We start from the raw sequence: 27,000 nt of genomic DNA on the forward strand, positions 1-27,000 counted from the left end.
TTCATGAAACACTATATAGCAAAAATCAGCCTTGTTCTCCTGGCTATTCTGCTGACCGTACCGACATTCGCACAGGATGTCCTCTATCAAGGTACAGTCGTTGATTCTCAGGACGAACCTCTGATCGGCGCGACAGTGCGCGTGCCCGACACAAAAATAGTAACGATAACCGATATTGACGGAAATTTCTCAATCAGAGTCCCGAAAGGCAAGAGTGTTGAAATTTCATACATCGGCTATCTCCCTGTAACCGTCACAAACTTCAACGAGACCAAAATCGTCCTTAAGGAAGATTCCGAATCGCTCGACGAAGTCGTTGTCGTAGGCTACGGCACTCAGAAGAAAGCCCACCTCACAGGTGCGATTTCGACAGTGCCGATGGACGACATCAAGGACCTTGCCGACGGCAATCTCGCCTCTTCTCTCAGCGGTCTTGTCAACGGTCTTAGCGTAGTCGGCGGCGATTCGCGTCCCGGCGACCCCGCTTCTGTCTACGTGCGTGGTGTCCGCAGCCTCGGCGATGTCGGCTCTACAGTTCAGCAGCCCCTCTTCGTTATCGACGGAGTAGTCTATAACAACGATGTCAAGGTCGGCAACATCACCACCAATCCCGGTGCCGACGCCTTCAACAACCTTGACCCCAACGACGTTGAGAGCATCACCGTCCTCAAGGACGCATCGGCGGCTGTCTACGGTTCGCGTGCGGCAAACGGCGTTATCCTCGTGACCACCAAGAAAGGCAAGCTTGGCGAACCCGTCATCAGCTACAGCGGCACATTCGGTTTCACCGACGCTGTTTCAAACCCCAAGATGCTCAGTGCATACGACTATGGCCGTCTCTACAATGCCGTTGCAGCAGCCGACCCCACCAACACAACTCTCAACCGTCTCAACGACCTCTTTCAGGCCGACGAACTTCAGGCAATGCGCCGTCTCAACTACGACCTGCTCGACGACTACTGGAAGACAGGTTTCACAATGAAACACAATGTAGGCATCAGTGGTGCTACCGAAAAAGCCAACTACTATGCAAGCATCGGCTACTACGATCAGGACGGCAACCTCGGCAAGCTCGAATATAACCGCTGGAACTACCGTGCAGGTGTCGACCTTACACTCAAGAAGTGGGTAAAGGCAAGTGTCCAGATTTCAGGTGACTACGGCGACAAGAACAATCCTCTTGTGAAAGTAGGCGGAACAAACGCTGAAAAACAGTACAATCTGCTTCTCACTCATCCCCGCTACATCCCCGAATATGTCAACGGACATCCAATGGCTGTTTATGGTCCGACAAACACACGTGTAAACGCCGATCAGGACTACTCTTTCTCTGTTCTTCAGAACTCAGGCGACTACAGCAAGAACAAGACTTCGAATCTCCAGATCAACACAGGTCTCGAACTCGACTTCGGATTCGTCCCCGCTCTCAAAGGTCTTAAGGCCCGTTTCAACTATGCCAAGAGCATCAACACATCAAAGACCAACCAGTTCGGTTCTGCATATAACATCTATTATATGAGCGAACGCGCCGGTTCAGGCTCACACCTCTACACCCCAATCGCCGGTGAAGAGGCAGCCTACGAAGCTCTCATGACTCCGGGCAACTTCCTCCTCGGCAACAACGGTGTGCCTGTGGCCAACGGCCCCGAAGGAGGCTTCCTCAACCGCACAATGGACCGCTCTGACAGCTATCAGATGAACTTCACCGTCAACTACAACCGTGATTTCGGCCCCCACTCTGTCGGCGCACTCTTCTCGATCGAAAAGAGCGAGTTTGAGAACGAATATCTCGAAGGTCAGGTGACCTATCCCTACGAATTCGGAACAGGCCAGTCAAACTCTGTCGGCAAGGACTCTCAGGCCACCACAGTCTTCACCCGTTCGGAAGCCGGCAGCCTCTCATACATCTTCCGTGCAAACTACGCCTACAGCAACAAGTATCTCTTCGAAGCGCTCCTCCGCATCGACTCGTCGACCAAGTTCGCTCCCGAGAACTACTGGGGCACATTCCCCTCTGTTTCGCTCGGCTGGGTCATCTCTGAAGAAGATTTCTTCAAGGACATCACTTGGATTGACTTCCTCAAAATCCGCGCCTCATACGGTCTTACCGGCCGCGACAACACCCTCGCATGGCAGTGGCTTCAGACCTACGGCACCGACAAGGACAAAGGTCCGGTATTCGGCACAGGTAACGATAACCAATCAGGCAGCCACATTTCAATGAACGACAAATCGTCTGTCAACCGCAACGCACACTGGGACAAGAGCCACAAGTTCAATGCAGGTATCGACATGAACGTTATCCACAGCCACCTCAACCTTGCTATTGACGGCTACTACACATGGGACCGTGAAATGCTCATGCCTTTCAAAGCCTCTGTCCCCGGAACTATCGGCATACAATCTGCCCCGATGAACTACGGTAAGATGAACCAGTATGGCGTTGAACTTTCTGTCAACTGGCGCAGCAACATCGGCAAGGACTTCCGCTACAAAATCGGACTCAACACCGGTCTTTCCGACAACAAGGTGCTTCTCATGGACTGGGAAACCAACTACATCTACCGTCAAATCACACACGGCCACCGCTCCGACATGGGCACATGGGGAATGCAGTGTCTCGGTATGTTCCGCAGCTTCCAGGACATCGACGAATACTTCGCCAAGTATAACATCACCTCTTACATGGGCATGACAAAAGACCAAGTTCGTCCCGGTATGCTTATCTATAAGGATGTCCGCGGTCCTCAGCAGCCCGACGGCACTTATGCAGCTCCCGACGGCATCGTCGACCGCGACAATGACCAAGTCCAGCTCTCAAGCCGTTCGAATCCCTACGGCATGACACTCAACCTCAACGCTGAGTATAAGAACTTCTCAATCACCGCTCAGCTCAGCGGCCAGTGGGGAGGATACACCACAGTTCCTTCTGCCGCTCTCAAGCCCGGCGACTCGATCGAGTATACCAACATGCCTTCGTTCTGGAATCCTGACAATATGTTTGTCTACAACGACATCTATGATGCCCAGAACCGTCTGCTCCTTGAATCGAACCGCGACGCTTACTATCCGAACCTCGCTTATTCAAGCGTCAACAGCGTTAGCTCGACATTCTGGCGCGTAAGCGCGGCATCGGTCCGTCTGACCCGTCTGACCCTCGCCTACTCTATTCCTTCGAAATTCACAAAGATGGTAGGCATCAACTCGGCACGCTTCAACGTCACCGGCCAGAACCTTCTTAACTTCCTCAATCCTTATCCCGAAAACTTCATGAGCCCGATGGCAGGCAACTACGGCAGCTACCCCAACCTCCGCAGATTCACCGTCGGTGTCAACCTCTCATTCTAATAACCACACAAGATGAAATTCAAGACATATTCAATAGCTGCAATGGCTTGTCTGGCTCTTTCGTCATGTTCCGACGACTTCCTCAAGGACATGAAGAACTATGAATCGACAACCCCCGAAGCATACAATTATTATTCAGGAGCCCTCGGCCGTCTCGCCGATGTCTATGCCCTCGCCCTCCCCTACGGCAACAGCAGCAGTGTTCCCATATGGCAAGTACCGAGCAACGGACGCGCAGACGACGAATCTAAATCGACTGAGGAATACAGCGGTTTCGGTTGCTACGTCAACGGAGAGATAACACTGTCGTCAACATCGCAGACCAACTCAGTCCCCGACTATTTCCAAGGACAGGCACGCAAGGTGCGCAACTCCACATGGGGCCGCATCCGCAACGTCAACGATGTAATCGCCGGAATCTCCGGAAGCACTCTGACAGAAGAGCAGAAAAACGAGCTTCTCGGTCAGGCTTACTTCCTCCGCGCTTGGTGCTACTACCTCATGTTCAAGTGGTATGGCGGTGTGCCCATCATCACTGAAGTGCAGAATCCCGTTCCCGGCAAGAGCACAGCCCGCTCGACCACCAGAGAGACCTTCGATTTCATCTGCGAAGACCTTGACCACGCTGCCGAACTCCTCGCCCCCTTCACTGCAAACGGCGGCTGGACATCGACCGACTACGGACGCGCTACAACAGCGGCCGCCCTCGCACTCAAGGGCCGCATGATGGTGCTATACGCAAGCCCCCTCTTCAACCGCGCCAACGACAAGTCGCGCTGGGAGGCTGCCTACAAGTTCTTTCAGGAAGCAATCCCTGAAATCAACAAGTGTGGCAACCACCTCGCATATGAAGGCAATCCCGGTGAGAACGCATCAAACTGGGCCAAGATGTTTATCGAAGACGGTATCAACCCTGAGGCAATCTACGTGGCTCTCTACAATCAGATTGCAACAGGCGGTACTCCCGACTATTCCAAGAACAATGACTGGGAACAGGGCATACGTCCCTCCAACACTCTCGGCAGCGGCGGCAAAGTCCCCTCGGCGGCTATAATCGACCTCTTCCCGATGAAAGACGGCAAGCGTCCTTCAAGCTACAACAGCTACACTGTTCTCAGCCCGTCAGCCATCGAGTATAACCCCGATCTGCCATTCCTTGACCGCGATCCGCGTTTCTACCGCACCTTCGCCTTCCCCGGTGTATGCTGGGCGTTCAACGGTAACCCGATGAATGATGAGAACCATAATGCTTACAACGGCCCGGACTATCAGCTCTGGAACTACGTGTGGTATTCTGATGCTTCAGACCGTGGTAATATCGAGAGCGGCAACACATACGGCCCTGACGGACTTATGGGCAATGTCAAGGGAATGTATGTCCGCAAGCGTACCGACGACCTCCATGTCAACACCTCGGCCCGCTATGCCTACACTCAGGGCACAGGCTTCAAGTACTCGGCAGCTCCCTACATGGAAATCCGCTATACCGAAGTGCTCCTCAACTATGCCGAGGCAGCCTGCCAGTCAGGCCACAGTGACGTAGCCGTCGATCAACTCAAGCGCATCCGCGGCCGTGTCGGCTACACAGCTGAAAACAACTACGGTCTCCAGACCGGTCTTGAAGGTAACGAAGCCGCATGTATGGCAGCCATCCTCTACGAGCGTCAGATCGAGTTTGCTTACGAAGGCAAGCGTTTCGACGACCTCCGTCGCTGGATGCTCTTCGACGGTGGCACACAGACCGTCCCCGGAGCACCCTCGACATGGAAACTCACAGGCTGGGGTGGCAACACCTGTCAGTATCTCGGCTTCGAGCCACTCAACGGAACCCGCCGCGAAAATATGGAATTCCGTGTACAGGACAAGTATAATGGCGGTCTTGGCGGTGACAAATGGGTCATCGGTGGCAAGAACCCCGACCCGCTGGCAGACGTAAGCCGTCCGGCAGCTGTCGACTACCGCAACGAGCTTGAGCCTCAGCTCAAGAATCTTGCGGACTTCTACACCACTTACCTTGAGCGTGCAGTGAAGAAGGGCGACAACTATAACTCGGCTCACGCGCAGCTATACATGAACTACCAGCCGCAATATTATTTCCCCGGCTTTGCCTATGGTGTATCTGTCAACAACGAAGGTCTCGAACAGACTATCGGATGGATGGATGCCTCGACAAATGCCACTGGAACATTCGACCCCCTTGCAGAAACCGTTACTGAAAAGTAATTACAAAGATTAGATAGATAAATCGTGGGGAACGGATGGTGATTTCAACCATATTCCCCACGATTTTTTAACAAAGTTTGGAATTTTCGTCCGTTAAACTTTTTCCCTGCAGGGCAATCTAACAATCTGTATATTAACAATCCGATTTATCACAATTCTAATCTGTTTTAAAATCTGAGAAATCAATGAACCGTCAACTCACCATGTGGACTGTGGCTGCAATGATGGCAATTCCCTCTGCCATGATGGCACAGTATCCGCAGCTAACACCTGAAGCCAAGGAGTATTATCAGAAAATGATTACTTCGGCTCGCGAACACGCCGACTCAGCGTGGGCTGTCGCAAAGCCGATTGTCGAAAAGGAAGCCCGCGAAGGCCGGCCCTATGTGCCTTGGGCGTCACGTCCCGATGATCTGGTGAAAGCTACAATCCCGGCATTCCCCGGAGCGGAAGGCGGAGGCATGTACACTCCCGGTGGACGCGGAGGCAAAGTCATCACTGTCACAAATCTCAACGACAGCGGCCCCGGCTCATTCCGTGAGGCTTGTGAAACCGGCGGCGCACGCATCATTGTCTTCAATGTGGCAGGTGTCATAAACCTCAAGACTCCACTCTACGTGCGTGCCCCCTATGTCACAATTGCCGGACAGACCGCACCGGGCGATGGTATCTGCATCGCAGGCGAGTCATTCCAAGTCGACACACATGACGTGATTGTACGTCACATGCGTTTCCGCCGAGGTGACACACGTGTGCATAACCGCGAAGACTCTTTCGGAGGAAACCCAGTCGGAAATATCATGATCGACCACTGCTCGGCCGAATGGGGTCTTGATGAAAACATTTCGTTCTACCGTCACATGTACGACCCAAGCGAAGGCCAGTATAAGACAACCGAACTGAAACTCCCCACCGTCAATGTCACCATTCAGAACACTATTTCTGCAAAGGCTCTTGACACCTACAACCACGCTTTCGGCTCGACACTCGGAGGTGAAAACTGTATGTTTACCCGCAACCTCTGGGCAAGCAACTCTGGCCGTAACCCGTCAATCGGCTGGAACGGTGTGTTTAACTTCGTAAACAACGTTGTCTATAACTGGGTACACCGTTCATCGGACGGCGGCGACTACACAGCGAAGTTCAACATGATCAACAACTACTACAAACCCGGTCCTGCGACTCCGAAAGAAGGCAACATCGGTCATCGAATCCTCAAGCCCGAAGCCGGCAGAAGCAAACTTGACCACAAGGTATATGGCCGCGTATATGCCGAAGGCAACATCATGGAGGGCTATCCCGAAATCTCTGCCGACAACTGGGCAGGAGGTATCCAGATCGAAACTGACCCGAACACAGGAGAATTTACCGATTATATGCGTGCAAAGACTCCGTTTGAGATGCCTTACGTCCGCGTCACTTCTGCCGAGGATGCCTATGACTTCATACTGAAGAACGTCGGCGCTACAATCCCGACACGCGACATCATTGACGAACGCATCATCGAGGAAGTCCGCACAGGTGTCCCCTACTACGACAAGAAACTTGCCAAGAATTACAACGGTGACACTTCGGGACTCGCTGAAAAATCAAGAGCCGAAGACGGTTCGTTCAAATATCGCCGTCTGCCGAAAGATTCTTATAAAGTTGGTATCATCACCGATCCGATGCAGATGGGCGGTTATCCGGAATACAAGGGTACTCCATACGTCGATTCCGACAACGACGGCATGCCCGATGAATGGGAAATCGCCAACGGTCTGAATCCCCACGACCCGTCTGACGCAAACGGCGACATCACCGGCGACGGATATACCAACATCGAGAAGTATATCAATGGTATCAGCACCAAGACATACATCGACTGGAAGGATCTCCGCAACAACTACGATACCCTTGCAGCCAAAGGCAAACTCATGTAATCTGAAAAATCCATCAACGTTATCATGATTTACAAATCCTGTATAATCGGTCTTTTGCTTTCGGCTGTCGCCTTGCATGCAGAGGCCGTAGAGCTAAACAAGGAAGGCCGTGATCCGGCTTACGTAGAGTCAATCGTCAACCGCTCCAAGAAAATCGTCGACAAGCTCGGCATTTCCGACCAGAAAAAGGCCGACGATGTGACCACCATCATTGCCAACCGCTATTTCAAGCTCAACGACATCTACACCGCCCGCGATGCAAAGGTGAAATCAGCCAAGGAAACCCTCACCGGCGACGCGAAGAACGAAGCTGTCCAAGCCGCACAAAACGAGAAAGACGCCGCCCTCTACCGCAGTCACTTCGAATTTCCGGCAGACCTTTCGCTCTACCTCACACCCGAACAGATCGATGCCGTGAAAGACGGCATGACCTATGGTGTGGTCAAGGTGACCTACGACTCGCATCTCGACATGATTCCGACCCTCACCGACGAGGAGAAGGCTCAGATCATGGCTTGGCTCATCGAGGCACGCGAACTTGCGATGGATGCCGAGACTTCAAATAAAAAGCATGAGGTCTTCGGTAAATACAAAGGACGCATAAACAACTATCTCGCCAAGCGCGGATATGATCTCAAAAAGGAACGCGAGGCATGGTATGAACGTATCAAGGCTCGCGGAGGCACTATCTGATACCTCTTCCGTGAAATGATCGGTGCTGAAATCACGTTGCTGATATACAAGGCGCGTCGGTTTCAGCACCTGATTATATAATTATTACCCATAATCTGACAGAGTGTCGTTTTTTCAACTGCCTTTATGCTCCTCACGACACTTCGTCAAAACCTTAAAATCATGAACAATAAATTTCTGTCTGTTACCTTGGCCGGAGTCATTGCATTCGGCTTGCAGGCGCGGGATTTTCCGCTTGCAGTGAAAGACGGCAAGATCAGCTATATAGCCGACGAACTTGGCAACCGTGTGCTCGATTTCTCGACATGCGGTTATCGGAACTCATCGCAACCAATACCCGATGTCAACACCGTGGTGTTCGTTCCTTGGAAAGCGGGCGACAACACTGCACGCATACAGCGGGCCATCGACTATGCCGCTTCTCTTCCAATCGGCAAAGACGGCTTCCGTGGCGCAGTGCTGCTTGACAAAGGCGAATTTGAAATCAGCGAAAGCCTCCGCATCTGCGCGTCGGGAATAGTGCTTCGCGGAAGCGGCGAAACTGCGACAACAATCAAAAAAAACGGAGTCGACCGAGGCGCACTGCTCTACATCGAAGGTATCTACAATCCTGTCGTGACCGACACACTCCGTCTTGACGCCTCCTATATCCCGGTCAACTCCACTACCCTGCCGGTAAAATCCATCGGAAAGCTGAAGGATGGCGACCGTGTGTTTGTCACCCGTAATTCCACGGCCGAATGGATTCAGTCGGTCGGCTGTGACATTTTCGGCGGTGCGATCAGCGCCCTCGGATGGAAACCCGGCGACCTTGACATGAACTGGGACAGAAGCATAAGCTCTACCGCTCCCGGCTCACTGACAATCGACGCACCACTGACCGTCGCTCTTGACAGCAAATGGGGCGAGACACTTGTGCTTCCCTACACATGGACAGGCCGTATCTCTGACATAGGCATAGAAAACCTGTCAATGGTATCATCGTATGACTCACGATATGCAAAAGATGAAGACCACTGCTGGGACGGCATCTCGATTGCCAACGCCGAAAACTGCTGGGTGCGTCAGGTTGATTTCAAATACTTCGCCGGAAGCGCTGTCATAGTGCAAGGCTCTGCATCGAAAGTGACTGTCGAAGACTGTATCGCAACCGATCCGGTATCGGAAATCGGAGGTATGCGCCGCTCGACTTTCCTCACGCTCGGACAGCAGACACTGTTTCAGCGCTGTCTGTCGCGCCACGGCATTCATGATTTCGCCGCAGGATTCCTCGCCCCCGGGCCTAACGCATTTGTCCAGTGTAAGGCCGAAGAGGCACTTGGCTTCAGCGGTGCGATTGACGCATGGGCACCGGGGCTGCTCTTTGACATCGTGAACATCGACGGCAACAACCTTACATTTAAAAATCTCGGACAGGACAAGAACGGTGCCGGATGGAACACGGCCAATTCTGTCTTCTGGCAGTGTACGGCCTCAGAAATCGAGAACTATTCACCCGCTCCCGATGCAATCAACGTCGCGTTCGGATGCTGGGCTCAATTTTCAGGCGATGGCGAGTGGGCACAGTCCAACAACCATGTGCAGCCCCGTAGCCTTTTCTACTCACAGCTCTCAGACCGTCTCGGCCATGACGTTGATTCCACACAGTCGCGCATTCTGCCGAGAGCCACAAACGCCACCAGCAGCCCGACTGTCGAAGCGGCCATGCAGCTCGCAAAGGAAGCCTACATTCCACGTCTCACGCTTAAGAAATGGATTGAAGACGCTCCGTTCACAGCCTCTACCTCTTCCGAAGGAATCAAAAGCATTGACGACATCAAGTTCAAGGAAACCTCTATGGCCCGGACCGAGAGCCACAGCTATGATATAATCAACGGACGCATGGCTATCGACGGTGCTGTCATGACAGGCGGCCGCCATGAAGTGCCTTGGTGGAACGGTAAGATCAAATACAGCTATCTTCCCAAAGCCAAGCCACATGTCACACGCTTCGTACCCGGACGTGAGGGACTCGGACTGACCGACCGCATCGACTCAACGCTTACTTATATGGTCGACAACAACATCACCGTCCTTGACCACAACTACGGACTCTGGTATGAACGCCGACGTGATGACCACGAACGCATCCGCCGTCGCGACGGCGACGTATGGGCACCGTTCTACGAGCAACCGTTCGCCCGAAGCGGAAAAGGAACGGCATGGGACGGACTGAGCAAATATGACCTCACCCGCCCGAACGCATGGTACTGGAACCGACTCAACCGGTTCGCTGAAAAAGGTGCAGGTCTCGGCAAGCTTCTTTTCAACGAACACTATTTCCAGCACAACATCCTCGAAGCCGGTGCCCACTGGGTGGATTCGCCGTGGCGCTCGGCCAACAACATCAATGCCACCGACTTCCCTGAGCCGGTGCCGTTCGCAGGGGACAAGCGTATCTTTGTCGCCGACATGTTCTATGACGTCAACCATCCCGTGCGTCGCGACCTCCATAGCAATTTCATCCGCATGAATCTTGATAATTTTGCCGATAATCCGAATGTGGTTCATCTTATCAGCGCCGAGTTCACAGGTCCTCAGCATTTTGTGGAATTCTGGCTTGACACTATTGACGAATGGGAAAAGGAGACCGGCAAGAAAGCCAACGTAGCTCTCAGCACTACAAAAGATGTGCAGGATGCCATTCTTGCCAACCCGAAATACCGCAACATCGTCGACATTATCGACATCCGCTACTGGCACTACAAGACCGACGGCATCTATGCCCCGGAAGGAGGCAAGAATCTTGCACCACGCCAGCACGCGCGCAAGATGAAAGTCGGGAAAGTGACATTCAAGGAAGCATATAAGGCTGTGAGCGAATATCGCAGCAAATATCCCGAGAAAGCCGTCACATATTATGCCCAGAACTACCCTGATATGGCTTGGGCCGTATTTATGGCCGGAGGTTCTCTCGCTGGAATTCCGGTGAAAGATGCAGATTTCCTCAAGGATGCGACCGGAATGAATATCATCGATTCGGCAAGCGATGATTTCAAGCTGCTTGGCAACAAGGACGGCTGTATAATCTATTCGCAGGGAGCAAACAGCATTCCTCTTGAGCTCACATCAGGAAAATATCGCGTCACATCCTTCAATCCAAAGACCGGTGAAGAGACCGTGGTCAACAAGAGTCTGAAACTCAAAGCGCCCTACACTTTTGAAACATCTGACACCAATGCGGTCTACTGGTTCAAGAAAATTTAAACAACTGCCACGATTGAAAAGCTGACTTCACGTTACTACATAGGGTCAGAGAAAATAAAGTCAATATAAAAGACAAGGCCACGAAAAATTTCGTGGCCTTGTCTTTTATATTGACTTCTTCAGATCTTATATATGATAGGTATGGCAGACAGAAAACGGCAGTCTAATCCTTCAGCCAGTTCCAGCGCTCAGCCCAATCCGAAAGCACATCTTCACGCCATTTCTCTACAGTTGCAGCACCCTGCCACTTATCACGAAAAAGAGACTTGTCAGAGCTATCCGACCACCAGTTTCCACCGAGTACATAGCTATCCTTTAGCTTTTCACCGGGCCATTGCGGAGAAACAACTATGCTGCCACGCAGACCGTCCATCGCAGGAATCAGAGGGGCAGAGAGTCGATATTCAAATGTGCCGGGAGCTTTCGGGGCATATCTTACAGCATACTCCCATCCCCCGAGATAGACACCATCCCAACTCTGACCGTCGATTGTCATTTTGAAAGCGACAGCGCCTATAGGCACAACACCGGCTATACCCTTAAAGCGGAACTCAGCGATTGAATATACGGGGACAGTGTCGCGGGTAGTTGTCATATATGTGAAAACCGTGCGCGGACTGTGGGTTATACGCTCAAATTGGCCACCCCACGACTCGGCATCGGGACGCGAGGAATCTCCGTTCATCATGTAAAGCAGCGAAGGAGTATCGCCCATCTTGACATTTCCGTCGTAATATGATTTGAAATCCTCGCCAAGCGCACCTGCCCCACTGATGGTCCGATCGTAATAATGCTTGTTGAAGCGGTCGTCGCGTTTAGCATCGCTGATAAATCCGCGATACGACGCATTGTTTTCAATCATCCATAAGTCCGGGAAATTCTCCGCGATATAGCAGTAAGCGTTAGCACCCCACTTCTTGTTCGGACCACCAATCCAGTAGACACGGATTTTAGACATGATATCGGGAGCATCGTGAAGCGCCTGAGCCACATCTTCGAGCGCACCCCATACGAGCACATAGAGAGGTCGTGAGTCCTGCCGTCTGGCAGCCTCTACAATAGCCGTCGATCCATCGGTCGGAGTGCTGAATCCACAGTAAGGAGCCATGCTATCCGCTCCCTGACGGCAAAGCGAACGGAGCGAGTCAGGGCTGAGCAAACCGGGCGCACGGGAAGAAAGCCGTGGATAGTCCTTCTCATAGACATCAATCATCCTCATAATCTCCGACTTCGAACCGTTGCCGAAAGATGGAGTCGAGACAAGCGCCTCAATGTCAAAAAGATCGTTATACATAAGAAGATGAGCCATCGACTGGTTATCGTCGGCATCCGTACCGCCTATATCCGTAGTGACAAGAATGCGGTGACGCTCAGCAGCAACTGCCGCCGAATACGACATAAGCGACAGAAAAATGGAGAAAACCAGACTGGTGATTGATTTGCGATTCATTTCGTTTCTATATTGCATTTAGTTTTAATATGGTATTGAAATTAACATGCAATTGCACATTTCCGTGCAATATACTGTGTTAATGGAGTCTGTACAAAATTACGAAAAAATCATTATTTTCAAAAACTGCAAAACTCATTGGACCATTCCTGTAATTATATATATTATCCATGTGAACAAGCTTATTAACGCTAAAGCATGACTATAAATCAGCATCAGATTATCGCATTTTTAATGTCACCATTTTCTATGGTTTTGTAAATTGTGTAACTTTGTGCCTGATATGAAATACTTAACCTTGATTATACTTACATTGGTTGTCGGCATGGTTTCATGTAAACGTTCAACCGACCATACACAAATCCTTGCAGAAGCTGAAAGGATTGCATATATCTTCTCAGACAGTGCGTTAGCATTGGTAAACGACATCGAGCCGTCTGATTTTAAGGAGGATTCACTGAGAGCGTTGTATCATCTTGTAACAGCTTCGGCACATAAGGCCAAGGAAAGCTCAATGGTGTCGGACTCTCTAATCCGTTTTTCTTTCGATTATTATAGAGATCGCGACAATAACCGTTTCTTGCAAAGCGGCGACCTTTATGCCTTGTATCTTTTCTGGGTAGGTGACGGAAAAAGGGCCTTGGGATTGCTTGACTCCATAGTTGCGCTTCCTGATATACCACAAAGACTAATGATACAATTACTCCAATCAAGAATCGGAATCGGTGGAGCTGAATTTGACAGCAAAAACAATCTCAGATACATAAAACGATTACTTGAACTGGACAATGATTCGGCCAATCAGATTGAATACACGTATCAGCTATGTGAAAATTATCAGTACGCCGGACATGGCGATTCCGCATTGATTATAATTGACAGGTTGATTGATCACGCCCGCATGAATCATCTCGGAAATGAGCATTTTAAGTATACCTATGAGAAAGTCGGTATTTTAGAAGAAATCGGACGATATGACGAGAGCAATGCTCAGGTGGATTATATACTGCAACACGCCCCTCACAATTCTGCAATACCCTACCTACATTTATGGAAAGCTTTGAATTATTTCAATACGGGAGCATTCGCCAAGGCAACACACGAATTGGCGATAGCCGACAGCTGCGCCAAAGACAGAATCGATGTGGACAATAATTATTACGAAAGTTTTGTCGGTCCTCTCAGAGAATTTCTTGAGTACAGAAAAAATGGCAGGATAAAACTAATCCAGCTGGCGACACTGAACAATAGCCAGCGCGACCGTTTCAACCGGATGGAATCAACACGATGGGAGACCGAACAAAACGCACTGCGACAAGAAAACCGTGCGTTGACATTGAAGGCTCAGAATGAACGCAACACCGCAATCCTGATTATTGTCCTGCTTGCATCCATAATCATAAGCCTTGGAGCTGTATGGAACATACAGAAACGCAAACGAAAGACAATCGAAGCCGAAGAAAGAGCAGAAACCTTGCAAAAGATGGTAGATGAGCTGAGCGCACCAGCCACGCCGTCAAACGGACATGAATCATTGCGACGTGCCATGCTCCAGCAACTCGGAATCATCAAAATGGTCGCTGAGACACCGACGGAACAGAACCGTGAGATGCTTAGGAAAATATCGTCAATCGGCAGCGACACCAACGGAGCACTTGTCAACTGGAAAAACGTATATGAAATAATCGACAACCTGTATTCAGGATTCTATTCACTGCTTCATGAGCGGTATGGAAATGTGCTGACCGAAAAAGAAGAACAGATCATAGTCCTTATGATAGCCGGATTCTCGACTAAAGAAATCAGTGTCATCACTTCGCAGACGACAGCCACTATCTACGTCCGAAAATCATCGGTAAGGAAAAAGCTCGGAGTCCCCGAAAAGGAGGATATCGTAGCTTTTCTCCGACATGAGGCTTCTGTTTAGAACCATTTGGATACTTCATGATAGCATTAAGACTTTTAAGACAGACACATACTGATATTCAATATGTTATAAAAAGTCTATTAAGACTTTTAGCTTTGGCGTTAAGATAGGTTTGGATATAATTTTGCGGTATGAAATCATTTAAATCATATCGCAATATGTCAACGACAATCTTTAACAAAATCATTATTGCAGTAGCCGCAACAGCCATCCATGCCATAGCAATCGCACAGGAGGCAGTGGACTCTATCCCCGCACATGAACTAAACGAAGTCGTAGTCCAAGCACCCAAAGTCATCCGCAAGGCCGATATGGATGTCTACTATCCGTCGCGAAGCGCCATAGAGAATTCCCGCAACGGCATGCAGCTCCTCACCAACCTCATGATTCCATCGCTGACTGTAACAGATGCGCTCGGAACAATAACAGCTGCCGGTCAGTCCGTACAGATACGCATCAACGGACGTGCATCTTCAGTCGATGAGGTCAAAGCCCTGTTGCCGGAGACCATAAAACGCGTCGAGTGGATCAACAATCCGGGATTGCGTTACAACGGTGCGAACTATGTGTTGAACTTCATCGTTGCAAATCCCACACTCGGCGGTTCACTTCAGGCTGAGGGTCGGCAGGCTCTGAATTCCGCATGGGGCGACTATTTCGCCGACAGTAAGTTCAACAACGGTCGTTCGCAATTTGAAGTCGGCTCTCTCTTCAAACTGACCGATAATGTCAAATCTCACCGTGATTACAAGGAGACTTTCACATATCCCGACGGAAATTCTTTGACAAGAACGGAATCTCCGCTCGGCGGACACGTTGACAATACATTCGGCCGTCTGTGGAGTTCTTACAGCTATATCAAGCCTGACACCACGACATTTTATGTCTCCGCGAGCGTAGCTCCTACATTCAGCGACAACTGGATGTCAAACGGCCTCTTATCACTCAGTGACGGCACAGACGACATAATCCTCACCGACTCACATGGCTCCAAGGGAACAACACCAAAATTCTCGGCATATCTCGAACATCATTTTGCCGGTAAGCACACCATCGTGGTGGATTTCAACAGCTCCCTCTACTTCGGCAAATCCTATTCCGATTATATTGAGCAGCTTCCTGATCATTCTGACTTCCTGACAGACATCCACACCATGATCAAGGACCAAAATCAGGCTTACGGCTTAGAGGCAAACTATATCCGGAAGTGGAGAAACTCACGTCTGACCATAGGCGCATCATATACTGCAAACCGAAACCGTTCAACTTATGAGAATCTTGGAGGCGAAATTTTCCATCAGCGTCAGGATAAAGTCTACTTCTTCACCGAATATTTCCAACGGCTAAATAATGTCACCGTCACTGCCGGACTTGGAGCCCAGTATACCGACTATCTGTTTAAAGAGACTAACCAAGGCAACCATTCATGGAATCTCCGGCCGCAAGCCACTGTGTCCTATCGTCTTAATCAAGACCACCAGTTTAGACTAAGCTTTCAGTCATGGCAATCAACGCCTTCTCTTTCAGAATCAAATATAGCGCCACAACAGATTGACGGATTCCAATGGCGCATCGGTAACCCCAATCTGAAAACCGCAAGTTCCTACATGCTGACATTTCGCTATAATTTCAACCTTCCGCGCGTTGCCGGGACATTCGGAGTACGCGCCTTCAACAGCCCGAATGCGATCACTCCATATCTTTACTGGGATGAAAACAAACTCATCACATCATACGAAAACAGCCGTGGTCTGCGGAATCTCACATTTTTCCTGTCGCCACAAATCGAGATCATCCCTGACTGGATGATGGCAAGCGGACATATCCAGTATCGTGTTGAATGTATGAAAGGCTCCGGCTACAGACTTTACAATCATAATTGGAGCGGCAACGCCAACATCATGCTGTCTCACTGGGGTTTTGAACTTATCGGCCAATATGTCCGCGCGCAACACGATCTTTGGGGCGAAAAAATCAGCTGGGGAGAAAACCTGTCAATCATACAGTTTTCATATAATTGGAAAAACTGGCAGTTCAGCACAGGAATAATAATGCCATTCGGAAAATATGATCAAGGCTCAAAAATGCTGAGCAAATGGAACACAAACGAACAGCACATGCGCCTCGACATGAGAATGCCATATATAAGTGTCAGCTACAATTTCCAATGGGGACGTCAGAAACGCGGAGCACATAAGCTCATAAACGCCGATGCAGATGTCAATACATCAACAGCAGGCGGCAGATAACATATAGGAGATAATATATATGCAGATAATCATGGACAAAAGTCCTACCATCATTGTCCGGCAAAATCTGCGCAGACATACGGAATGAATCTAAAAAACAAAATGGTCACTCGATGAGTGACCATTTTGTGATCCGGATGCGACTCGAACGCATGACCGTCTGCTTAGAAGGCAGATGCTCTATCCAGCTGAGCTACCGGACCAAATATCTTGAAAATCCAAACGGAATAATCGAAATTTGTCCATAGAAAAACGCCTCGGCATGGCCGCTCGGCTTTTCTGCGTGCAAAGGTAAGGATTTTTATCGAGTTTTCCAAAACTATACTCACATTGAAACGGTCACACCACAAAATTTATTTCTGTCATTGCCTTTTAACAATCTGAAATGTCATCACCGACAGAGATTCCAACCTATATGAAAAGATCTACTTTTGACAAGAATCACTAATATCGCACTTACCGGTTGGTTCTGCATTGTTTCAAAAATTCAGTCCTGACAGAATTTACACTGCAAAATAAACCTCCGTTCAAAAAATTAGCACTACCTTTGCACCTTCGTAACAGGATTATCTGATTTTTTGGCCTGACTGCCTTGAAAACATCAAAACAATATAGCATCTGCCAAATCATCTTCCGTCACCTCTCCCTCATAAATGCGACAGCAAAAAACACATTCCTGCTGTCCACCAAGAGACCGAAAAAAATCTGATTTTAAATTATGTGGGTTACACTTGCAATTGTTTCCGCCCTGTGCCTCGGGTTCTATGATGTGATGAAAAAGCTATCGCTCGACGGCAATAACGTACTCGGCGTATTGTTTCTAAACACAGTATTCAGTTCCATTCTGATGCTGCCGATAATAATCATAGGCGTATCTCAAGGCAACTACGGACTCGGAAACAGCCTCGAAGGTCATGGCGCTATACTGATTAAATCAGGAATCGTATTGACCTCATGGCTATTAGGCTATGCGAGCATCAAGCATCTTCCCCTGACTATCGCCGGACCTGTAAACGCCTCACGTCCGGTCCTCGTGCTCGTCGGAGCTTTGCTCATATTCGGCGAAAGACTCAACCTCTGGCAATGGGCCGGTGTGATACTCGGATTCTGGTCATTGTTTTTCATCAGCCGCGTAGGCGGCAAAGAAGGATTCTCCCTTAAATCAAGCAAATGGGTATGGATGGCCATCGGCGCTACAGCAATGGGTGCGGTCAGTGCGCTCTACGACAAATACCTGTTGACCCGCTACGAACCGCTTGAGGTACAGGCTTGGTATTCGCTCTACCAAATGGTCATAATGGGCATCACAATCGGTCTGATACTCAGGAATAACCACGGAGCTACCCCGCTCCGCTGGCGATGGACCATCCCCCTCATCTCGGTCTTTCTTACCGTGGCAGACATAGCATACTTCTACAGCCTTTCCATCGAGGGGTCAATGATTGCCGTGGTGTCGATGATCAGACGTGGAAGTGTAATCGTGTCATTCTTCTATGGTGTAATAGCCCTCCACGAAAAAAATATCAGACTCAAGCTTATAGACCTTACCCTCTTGCTCATAGGTCTTACCTTCCTCGTCATAGGCAGCATGTAGAGCCGCCTGATAGATTTCATTTCCTTGCCGGTGGCATTTTAGAAAACCGCAATGTCGTCTTCAGCAACGGAAACGACAGGGTGAGGATAGCATTGTCTGTCACCGACGCATGAATGTCCCTGTCAATTGTCTCAAAAGTCGCATCAGTCCATTCAAGATCATAATGGTCAATGAAGACCGTAGGCTTCAGACGGCCTTTGACCATCATCGGCATCCATTGGTCGCGCCGGGTCTCAGCCCCGTCCACATAGATTATATCATAACCGTCACCGTTCCCGACAAGCGCAAGGAGATAACGCCCTCCCGGACGGGCATAGACCGGATCGTTTTCACGGTCAAGATAGCGCCAGTAGCCCTCAATCTCATCGTCAGACTGTGACAGATATTCCGTCAGCTTATCTGCTGTCCATGTAGAAGCAAACGCATGCTGTGGACTCATGACACTCTCCACCGAGAACGACGACAGAGTAAGATGTCCCCTGCCCCACACAATCAGCCGCTCCGGATTGTCGGCCGAAGCCAACGGCACACTGAATATATCATCCACGCTTTTCCCTCCGCCGGCCACATTCAACACACTGCTACGCCTGTCAATCTCAACACGCAGGGTATTATAGACTCCCGACGAAGATTCAAACCGGCTCACATCTTTCTCAGCGACAGGCAATCCGTTCCTGTACAATGAAATGATATTCTGCCGACGGTCAAGAATATCGCCGAAAGCACTGTTGCCATGACGCAACGTCAGCCGCAGCGTATCATTGCCTGCCACCATGTCAATACCCCAATAGGCAGGTGCAAGTCCGGGACGTTCGCCTATCCCCTCCATCGCACCGCGGACATCAATCATCGTCGAGCTGATTCCTTCGCCACATTCTATGCCGACCGACACTGACGAATCACACAACACTACAGGGGTATCCACATAAAAACGTTTGGTCAACGTCCGCCCGCAGGCAGACATTGACCAGAATAAAATCATTAACGATGTCAGAATTCCGGAAAGTCCAACCGGAGGGAGAGAGGTGGTGTGTTTCATCGTTTATCGGTATTGCCTTCGTAAAAATTGATATATGCACGGTTGACCAGACGGATTCCACCCGGCGTCGGATAATCGCCGGAGAAATACCAGTCGCCGGGACAATCGGGAATGGCCTCGCGAAGACCGTCGAGCGTCTGATAGATAATATCGACTTCCGCATTTATCAACCCGTCGGCTGTAAGCATCTCCACAATCTTGCGCGAAATCTCTTCCTGCGTGAATGGAGCGTAGATAGCCTTTACACAATTGCGCAGTTCGATGTCAAGCACACCTTCCATTTCCTTGCAACGGCGGTAGGTGTCGTCAAGCACATAATCCATTCCTCTGTCCTTCAGCAATTCGACAGCCGCACGGAAGGCTATGAACTCACCCATTCTCGACATGTCGATTCCATAGTAGTCAGGATAGCGCACCTGAGGCGATGATGACACCACGACAATCTTGCGCGGATGCAAACGGTCGAGCATCTTGAGAATCGACTGTTTGAGTGTCGTACCGCGCACGATACTGTCGTCAATCACCACGAGATTGTCCACATTGTTCTCTACAATACCGTAGGTCACGTCGTAGACATGGGCGGCAAGGTCGTTGCGCGACTCACCTTCAGCTATAAACGTACGCAACTTTATGTCCTTGATAGCGACCTTTTCGACCCGCAGGTCACGGCGCATGATTTCTGACAGAAGTTCAGGTGTGAGTGTCCCCGCATCCTGAGCGTCGAGAATCTCGCGCTCCTTTCTTTTGTCGAGTTCCCGCATAAGGCCTCCGACCATACCGATAAACGCGACTTCCGCAGTATTCGGGATAAACGAGAACACCGAATGGCCTAAATCTCCGTCGATACTCTTCATGATTGCCGGAACGACATTCCATCCAAGCTGTTTGCGCTCACGATAGATATCCGCATCGCTGCCTCGCGAAAAATATATACGCTCGAACGAGCAGCGACGGTTTTCTCCTTCACCGAGAATATCGGAAACCTTCATCTGTCCGCCCTTGGTGACTATGAGCGCCTTTCCGGGCATAAGTTCATGCACATCGCGACGGGCGACATTGAATACGGTCTGTATAACAGGACGCTCCGAAGCAAGCACCACCACCTCATCATCATGATAGTAGAATGCAGGGCGGATGCCGTGGCGGTCACGCAGGGCAAACATATCGCCCGAACCTGTAGCACCACAAATCACAAATCCACCGTCCCACTGCGGAGCGGTCGATGACAGCACACGCTGCATGTCGAGATTGTCCTCTATGGTCCGGCTCAGTTTCTGACCTTCCATTGAATCTCGATACTGACGATAGATGCGATGGTTCTCTTTGTCGAGTGAGTCGCCAAGCTGTTCGAGAAGCACCACCGTGTCACTATAGATGCGGGGGTGCTGACCGCACGCAACCACGCCGTCAAACACCTGATCGACGTTTGTCATATTGAAATTGCCACACATCAGCAGATTTCGCGAACGCCAGTTGTTGCGACGCAGGAACGGATGACAGTATGACAGTCCGCTCTTGCCAGTGGTCGAATAGCGCAGATGTCCCATATAGATTTCTCCAAGGAAAGGGGCATATCTCTCGACCCATTCAGCATCGCGGTCAACGATTCCGGCCTTCTCGACCTTATCCTTTACGGTTTCGAAAATCTCCTGTATGGCATCCTTACCGAGAGCGCGTTCGCGAAACACGTATTCATTCCCGGGAACAGAGTGCATTTTCACGACTCCGATTCCCGCACCTTCCTGCCCGCGGTTGTGTTGCTTCTCCATGAGAAGATAAAGCTTGCTTATACCGTAGGCGTAAGATCCGTATTTCTTTTTATAGTATTCAAGAGGCTTGAGCAGACGCACCATCGCCACTCCGCACTCGTGTTTAAGTATCTCCATATTCCGGATATAGATAGAAGATTAAATTAATAAATGCAAATATAGAAAATTTTTTCCTGAAACTCTTTATTCAGCTTAGCCAAAACAGCCGCTCTCCGGCCATCGTCGCCACATCGGAGACATCCGGACAGAGAGCGGATAGTGTGCTGCAGTTGCTGTCACTTGTATAAAACCAATGTGTGGCGCAATGTCACTTGCACCACACATTTTTTGATTTAACGAATGAAAAGCAGTTCGCGATACTTAGGCAAAGGCCACATTTCGTTATCGACAAGAAGCTCAAGCTTATCTATATGATAGCGGATAACTTCCAGGCAAGGGGCTACATCGTGAGAATAAGCAAGCGCCTTTTCTCTCTCTGTCTCAATCTGGTTCGCTTCCTTTCGGGCGTTGACCATCTTGGCGACCTCTTCCTTGATAACAGAGCAGTGACGCATGATCTTCTCTACCGTAACCGCATCCTGCGAAGAAAGCTCCTCACCCTTGTTGCCGGGGAACAGAGTGCGAATCTTCACCATATTGTCAAGAAGGATAGACAGATAGCGGGTGGCTACGGGGATAATGTGATTTATGGCAAGATCACCGAGCACACGGGCTTCAATCTGAATCTTTTTGGTATACATCTCCCATTTAACCTCGTTGCGGGCTTCGAGTTCCACATGGTTCATGACACCTGTCTTACGGAACATCTCAACCGACGACGGACGCAGGTAGGCATCGAAAATAAGTGCGGGATTAGTCTCGCAGTCAAGACCTCGGCGGGCAGCCTCTTCCTTCCACTCATCCGAATAACCGTTGCCGTCGAAATGGATCGGTTCTGAATAGAGAAGCAGAGCCTTGATTTCGGCAAGGAGCGCATGCTGGAGTTCTTCGCCTGCGTCAAGACGTGAATCAACCTTCTGTTTGAAATCGGCCAGCTGCTCAGCCATAGCCGCATTCAGGGCAATCATTGCCGAAGCACAGTTAGCGCTCGAACCGACAGCACGGAACTCAAAACGGTTTCCTGTAAAGGCGAATGGCGAGGTACGGTTACGGTCAGTGTTGTCAATCATAAGTTCGGGAATCTGAGCCACTCCGAGGTTGAGCTCTTCTTTTCCTGCGAGAGCAATCAGATCATCCTTATCCGAATTCTTGATTTTGTTTATGATTTCCGAAAGCTGGCTTCCGGCGAAAATCGAGATGATTGCAGGGGGCGCTTCATTGGCACCGAGACGATGGCAGTTTGTCGCCGACATGATCGATGCCTTCAGAAGAGCATTGTGACGGTAGACAGCAGCCATGACATTGGCAACAAACGTGATGAACTGAAGATTATCCTTCGGGGTCTTGCCGGGTGCGAAAAGGAGCGTGCCTGTGTCAGTGCCGAGACTCCAGTTATTGTGCTTTCCTGAACCGTTGATTCCGGCAAATGGCTTTTCGTGGAGAAGCACACGGAAATTATGACGGCGCGCAACCTCGCTCATAAGCGACATGATGAGCATGTTGTGGTCATTGGCAAGGTTGGTTTCCTCAAAAATCGGAGCAAGCTCAAACTGGTTTGGAGCAACCTCGTTGTGGCGGGTCTTGGCCGGAATACCAAGTTTGTGAGCCTCGATCTCAAGATCGAGCATGAAAGCCTCGACACGCGAAGGAATAGCACCGAAATAGTGATCCTCAAGCTGCTGGTTCTTCGCCGACTCATGACCCATGAGCGTACGGCCTGTCAACACGAGGTCTGGACGCGCTGCATAGAGAGCCTCGTCAACGAGGAAATATTCCTGCTCCCAGCCGAGATTCGAAATGACATGGTTTACTTTCGGGTCGAAATAGCGGGCAACGGCCGTACCGGCTTTGTCGACAGCGGAAAGCGCGCGCAGAAGCGGAGTCTTATAGTCGAGCGACTCTCCTGTATATGAAATGAAGATTGTCGGGATACAAAGTGTATTATCCATCAGGAAGGCAGGCGACGAAATATCCCATGCCGAATATCCGCGGGCCTCGAAAGTGTTACGGATACCGCCATTGGGGAAGCTTGACGCGTCCGGTTCCTGCTGGACAAGGAGTTTACCTGAAAATTCCTCCACCATGCCACCTTTGCCGTCATGCTCCACGAAGCCGTCATGTTTCTCGGCTGTGGTCTCGGTCAGAGGCTGAAACCAGTGGGTGTAGTGACGGGCACCATTGTCGATGGCCCAGCGTTTCATACCTTCGGCCACACTGTCGGCTACCTTGCGCGACAGCGGCTCTTTGTTGTCAATGGCGTTGATGAGGGCTTTATAGGTATCAATCGGAAGATACTCATACATCTTGGCACGGTTGAACACTTTGCTTGCATAGTACTCTTGCGGACGTGCTTTAGGAATATCAACAGGAACTGCTTTGCGGTTGGAAGCCTCTTCAACAACTTTGAACCTTAAACTTGACATAATGTGTTGGGATTAAGAAATTATGGTAACTTTTACTTATTTGCTTTATATATTCTTATGATTTTCCTGTGAGACGGTCGACACAACGGCGCGTATTTTCGTGGGTATTGAATGCCGTCAGACGGAAATAGCCTTCACCCGAAGGTCCGAAACCGCTGCCGGGAGTGCCTACTATATGATAGCGTTCAAGCAGATGATCAAAAAATTTCCACGACGACATGCCGTCAGGAGTCTTTAGCCATACATAGGGGGAATTTACACCGCCAACGACCTCATAGCCGGCCTCTGCCAGTCCGACGCGAAGCATCCGGGCGTTTTCAAGATAATAATCAATACTTTCCTTAACCTGTCGCTGACCTTCTGGAGTGTAAAGCGCTTCAGCGCCACGCTGTGTGAGGTAACTTGCGCCGTTGAATTTTGTTGTCTGCCGACGACGCCAGAGACCGTTGAGTGCAACTGACCGTCCCGCTTCGTCCACACCCTTGAGTTCTTTCGGCACTACGGTGTAACCGAGACGGATGCCTGTAAATCCGGCTGTCTTTGAATAGCTGCGGAATTCTATGGCCACTTCCTTCGCTCCTTCGATTTCATAGATTGAATGGGGCACGTCGTCTTCACGGATATAAGCCTCATAGGCCGCATCAAACAGCAGCAACGCTCCGTGTTCACGGCAATAATCGACCCAGACCTTCAGCTGTGCACGTGTCAGGGTAGTTCCAGTGGGATTATTCGGATAACACAGATAGATGACATCAGGATTGTTCACCGGGAGAGCAGGGACAAATGAATTTTCAGCCGTGCAAGGGAGGTATTCAATCTTGCTCCAACGGCCGTCCTCTCCAAGCTCTCCTGCACGGCCACCCATTACATTGGTATCGACATAGACGGGATAGACAGGGTCGGTCACTGCGACACGGTTGGCAGTAGAAAGTATGTCTCCGATATTACCGGTATCACTCTTGGCACCGTCGCTTATAAAAATTTCATCTGTGCCGATGTCTATGCCGCGACTTCTATAGTCAAACTCGGCAATTTTCTCACTGAGAAAGCCATAACCCTGTTCAGGACCATAGCCATGAAAACTTTCACCTTTCGCCTCTTCATCGACAGCTGCGTGAAGAGCCTCTACGACGGCCGGACATAACGGACGGGTAACATCACCTATGCCCATTCTTATTATATCCGTACCCGGATTTGATTCGGTGTATACTTTTACACGCCGGGCCACCTCACTGAAAAGATATGAAGCCGGAAGCTTGGTGAAATTGTCATTAATCCTGAACATTACCTTATATTTTGAATTCTTATTTTTTGCTTTTTGATCAACAGATTTGAAATATCGCGGAAAAGCTGGACACCGGTATATGAAAATTCCAAATGCAAAGATACGCTTTATCGAAGACAAATCAATGTTGTCGGTAATAAATACCGTCAAACACCTCTGTCGCGCCCCCTGTCATCATGACATGACCGTCCTCTCCCCACTCTACCGCAAGGTCTCCGCCACGCAGATGTATGGTCACTTTTCGGTCGCAACGCCCTGTGAGGGCAGCAGCCACAGCCGATGCGCATGCGCCGGTTCCACAAGCGAGTGTCTCACCTGTACCACGCTCCCAGACCCTCATTCTGGCCTCGGAACGGGAAATCACTTCAAGAAACTCGATATTGGCACGATCAGGCCAGATAGCATGAGATTCAAGTTCCGGGCCCAAGACATCGAAATCCACATCTTCTATACGGTCCACGAATATGACACCGTGAGGATTACCCATTGAGACAGCCGTGACTTTGATTTCGCCTTGTGAAGTTTTAACAACTTCCTCAACCATTCGTCCGGATTCGGTGTGAACAGGTATCAGCTCCGGGCGAAATTCCGGCTCTCCCATGTCTACAGTCACACTTTCAACCTCTCCGTCACCGCTCATATTAAGCGACAAAACCTTGATACCCGACAGGGTTTCAAGGCTTATGCGTTTGCGGTCAGTGAGACCGTGGTCGTGGACATATCGGGCGATGCAACGGGAGGCGTTACCACACATGCGAGCCTCCGATCCATCATTGTTAAACATTCTCATTTTGAAATCCGCGACTTCAGAAGGACATATCAGAACTATGCCGTCGCCTCCTACACCGAAATGGCGGTCGCTCATTTCGATGGCCAGCTCAGGCAGCCGGTCCGGAGTAGATTCCATACAATTTATATATATGTAATCATTGCCGATGCCGTGCATTTTGGTGAACCTAATCACCTCGGCGGCTTTTTTTGCAGATGAGGTCATAACTTTTAGATTTCTTTTTCATTATTTTTCAGAAACCGATGCAAAGTTAAGCATTTTGCTACAACAACAAGCCTTTTACTCTCATTTTTTTGTAAAAATATATCAATTTAAAGTATTTTAACACAAAGCGTTAATTTTCACTACTACACTTTTATCCGCTTTAATCCTGACTTTTCATCATCCGAAGCCATTTGCGAAAGCCAAGCAGGGCGACAATGGTATAAATCCCATAAAGTATACAATAGAAATTTATACCTTTATAATAATATAGAGCGCAACACACAATGTCAACGACAAACCATGCCAGCCACTGCTCGACATATTTTCTTGCCAGCATCCACAGACCGACGATAGAGAGCGACGTGGTAAAAGCATCGGCCACAGGTACGGTCGAATCCGTAAATGTCACCAATATCCACCAGATAAACCACCACAATAACAGTGTGGCACAGACTGCGGCCACGCCTGTCAGCCATCCGATATGAGTTATCCTAAGTGACCCGTTCTTACTTTTTGATGAGCCGCGTGTCCATGACACAAAGCCATAGACTGCTATAAGAAGATAGTAGATATTTATTCCAAAATCTGCATACAGACCTTTGGAATAGTAGATCCACATCGAAATAGCCGGCATCACAACCGAGGCAATCCACACCTTGGCATCCGCATGGTATTCCCACCAAAGATACAGCAGCCCGATTGTAAAGCCCAAAATTTCAAGTACGAGATCAAATGTCAT

Annotated in this window: 15 protein-coding genes and 1 tRNA gene; 8 read left to right on the plus strand and 8 right to left on the minus strand. The window is 49.7% G+C overall.

Annotation, left to right across the window (positions count from 1 at the left end; genetic code table 11):
* Positions 1-3 precede the first annotated feature (3 nt).
* The 5 genes from E7747_RS15060 to E7747_RS15080 all read left to right on the plus strand — a co-directional run bounded on the left by E7747_RS15060 (position 4) and on the right by E7747_RS15080 (position 11,432).
* Entirely contained in the window at positions 4-3,348 is a 3,345-nt protein-coding gene (locus E7747_RS15060; RefSeq protein WP_136416819.1) for a SusC/RagA family TonB-linked outer membrane protein, read from the plus strand.
* Positions 3,349-3,360: 12 nt separating this feature from the next.
* Positions 3,361-5,571 (plus strand): RagB/SusD family nutrient uptake outer membrane protein, encoded by a 2,211-nt coding sequence (locus E7747_RS15065; protein ID WP_136416821.1) that lies wholly within the window; start codon positions 3,361-3,363, stop codon positions 5,569-5,571.
* A gap of 185 nt (positions 5,572-5,756) precedes the next feature.
* The gene (locus tag E7747_RS15070; RefSeq protein ID WP_370275894.1) at positions 5,757-7,493 is read left to right on the plus strand and encodes a polysaccharide lyase; all 1,737 of its coding nucleotides are present in this window, start codon (positions 5,757-5,759) and stop codon (positions 7,491-7,493) included.
* Between the two features lie 24 nt (positions 7,494-7,517).
* On the plus strand, positions 7,518-8,186 hold the full coding sequence (locus E7747_RS15075; protein ID WP_136416823.1) for a DUF3826 domain-containing protein: 669 nt from the start codon (positions 7,518-7,520) through the stop codon (positions 8,184-8,186).
* A 162-nt stretch (positions 8,187-8,348) separates the two neighbouring features.
* Positions 8,349-11,432: a DUF6298 domain-containing protein gene (locus E7747_RS15080; protein WP_136416825.1), complete on the plus strand. Its 3,084-nt coding sequence runs from the start codon at positions 8,349-8,351 to the stop codon at positions 11,430-11,432.
* Between the two features lie 163 nt (positions 11,433-11,595).
* Here the strand turns inward: E7747_RS15080 and E7747_RS15085 are convergent, their stop codons facing one another.
* On the minus strand, positions 11,596-12,882 hold the full coding sequence (locus tag E7747_RS15085; protein WP_168185371.1) for a nucleoside hydrolase-like domain-containing protein: 1,287 nt from the start codon (positions 12,880-12,882) through the stop codon (positions 11,596-11,598).
* A gap of 283 nt (positions 12,883-13,165) precedes the next feature.
* On the opposite strand from E7747_RS15085, the gene E7747_RS15090 reads away from it, so the two are divergent.
* Both E7747_RS15090 and E7747_RS15095 read left to right on the plus strand, forming a co-directional pair.
* Positions 13,166-14,809, plus strand: coding sequence for a LuxR C-terminal-related transcriptional regulator (locus E7747_RS15090; protein WP_136416829.1), 1,644 nt, complete (start codon positions 13,166-13,168; stop codon positions 14,807-14,809).
* Between the two features lie 131 nt (positions 14,810-14,940).
* Positions 14,941-17,058, plus strand: a complete 2,118-nt coding sequence (locus E7747_RS15095) for an outer membrane beta-barrel protein (protein ID WP_136416830.1) — start codon at positions 14,941-14,943, stop codon at positions 17,056-17,058.
* A 129-nt stretch (positions 17,059-17,187) separates the two neighbouring features.
* Here the strand turns inward: E7747_RS15095 and E7747_RS15100 are convergent.
* Positions 17,188-17,261, minus strand: a tRNA-Arg gene (locus E7747_RS15100).
* Between the two features lie 515 nt (positions 17,262-17,776).
* On the opposite strand from E7747_RS15100, the gene E7747_RS15105 reads away from it, so the two are divergent.
* Positions 17,777-18,652: an EamA family transporter gene (locus E7747_RS15105; RefSeq protein WP_123615038.1), complete on the plus strand. Its 876-nt coding sequence runs from the start codon at positions 17,777-17,779 to the stop codon at positions 18,650-18,652.
* 16 nt (positions 18,653-18,668) lie between these two features.
* On the opposite strand, the gene E7747_RS15110 is transcribed toward E7747_RS15105, so the two are convergent.
* From E7747_RS15110 to pnuC, 6 genes are all read right to left on the minus strand, one after another.
* Positions 18,669-19,577 carry a hypothetical protein gene (locus tag E7747_RS15110; RefSeq protein ID WP_136416832.1) on the minus strand — a complete coding sequence of 303 codons (909 nt, stop codon included), beginning with the start codon at positions 19,575-19,577 and terminating at the stop codon, positions 18,669-18,671.
* A gap of 110 nt (positions 19,578-19,687) precedes the next feature.
* Positions 19,688-21,577 (minus strand): amidophosphoribosyltransferase, encoded by a 1,890-nt coding sequence (locus tag E7747_RS15115; RefSeq protein ID WP_136416834.1) that lies wholly within the window; start codon positions 21,575-21,577, stop codon positions 19,688-19,690.
* A 215-nt stretch (positions 21,578-21,792) separates the two neighbouring features.
* Positions 21,793-23,982 (minus strand): glutamine synthetase III family protein, encoded by a 2,190-nt coding sequence (locus tag E7747_RS15120; RefSeq protein WP_136416835.1) that lies wholly within the window; start codon positions 23,980-23,982, stop codon positions 21,793-21,795.
* Positions 23,983-24,037: 55 nt separating this feature from the next.
* Positions 24,038-25,267 carry an LL-diaminopimelate aminotransferase gene (locus tag E7747_RS15125; RefSeq protein WP_136416837.1) on the minus strand — a complete coding sequence of 410 codons (1,230 nt, stop codon included), beginning with the start codon at positions 25,265-25,267 and terminating at the stop codon, positions 24,038-24,040.
* A 121-nt stretch (positions 25,268-25,388) separates the two neighbouring features.
* Positions 25,389-26,261 carry a diaminopimelate epimerase gene (dapF, locus tag E7747_RS15130; protein WP_262710053.1) on the minus strand — a complete coding sequence of 291 codons (873 nt, stop codon included), beginning with the start codon at positions 26,259-26,261 and terminating at the stop codon, positions 25,389-25,391.
* Between the two features lie 160 nt (positions 26,262-26,421).
* Complete coding sequence (gene pnuC, locus E7747_RS15135) at positions 26,422-27,000, minus strand: nicotinamide riboside transporter PnuC (protein ID WP_136416839.1); 579 nt, start codon at positions 26,998-27,000, stop codon at positions 26,422-26,424.

Origin of the sequence: Duncaniella dubosii (genome assembly GCF_004803915.1) — a bacterium.
Lineage (GTDB): Bacteria > Bacteroidota > Bacteroidia > Bacteroidales > Muribaculaceae > Duncaniella > Duncaniella dubosii.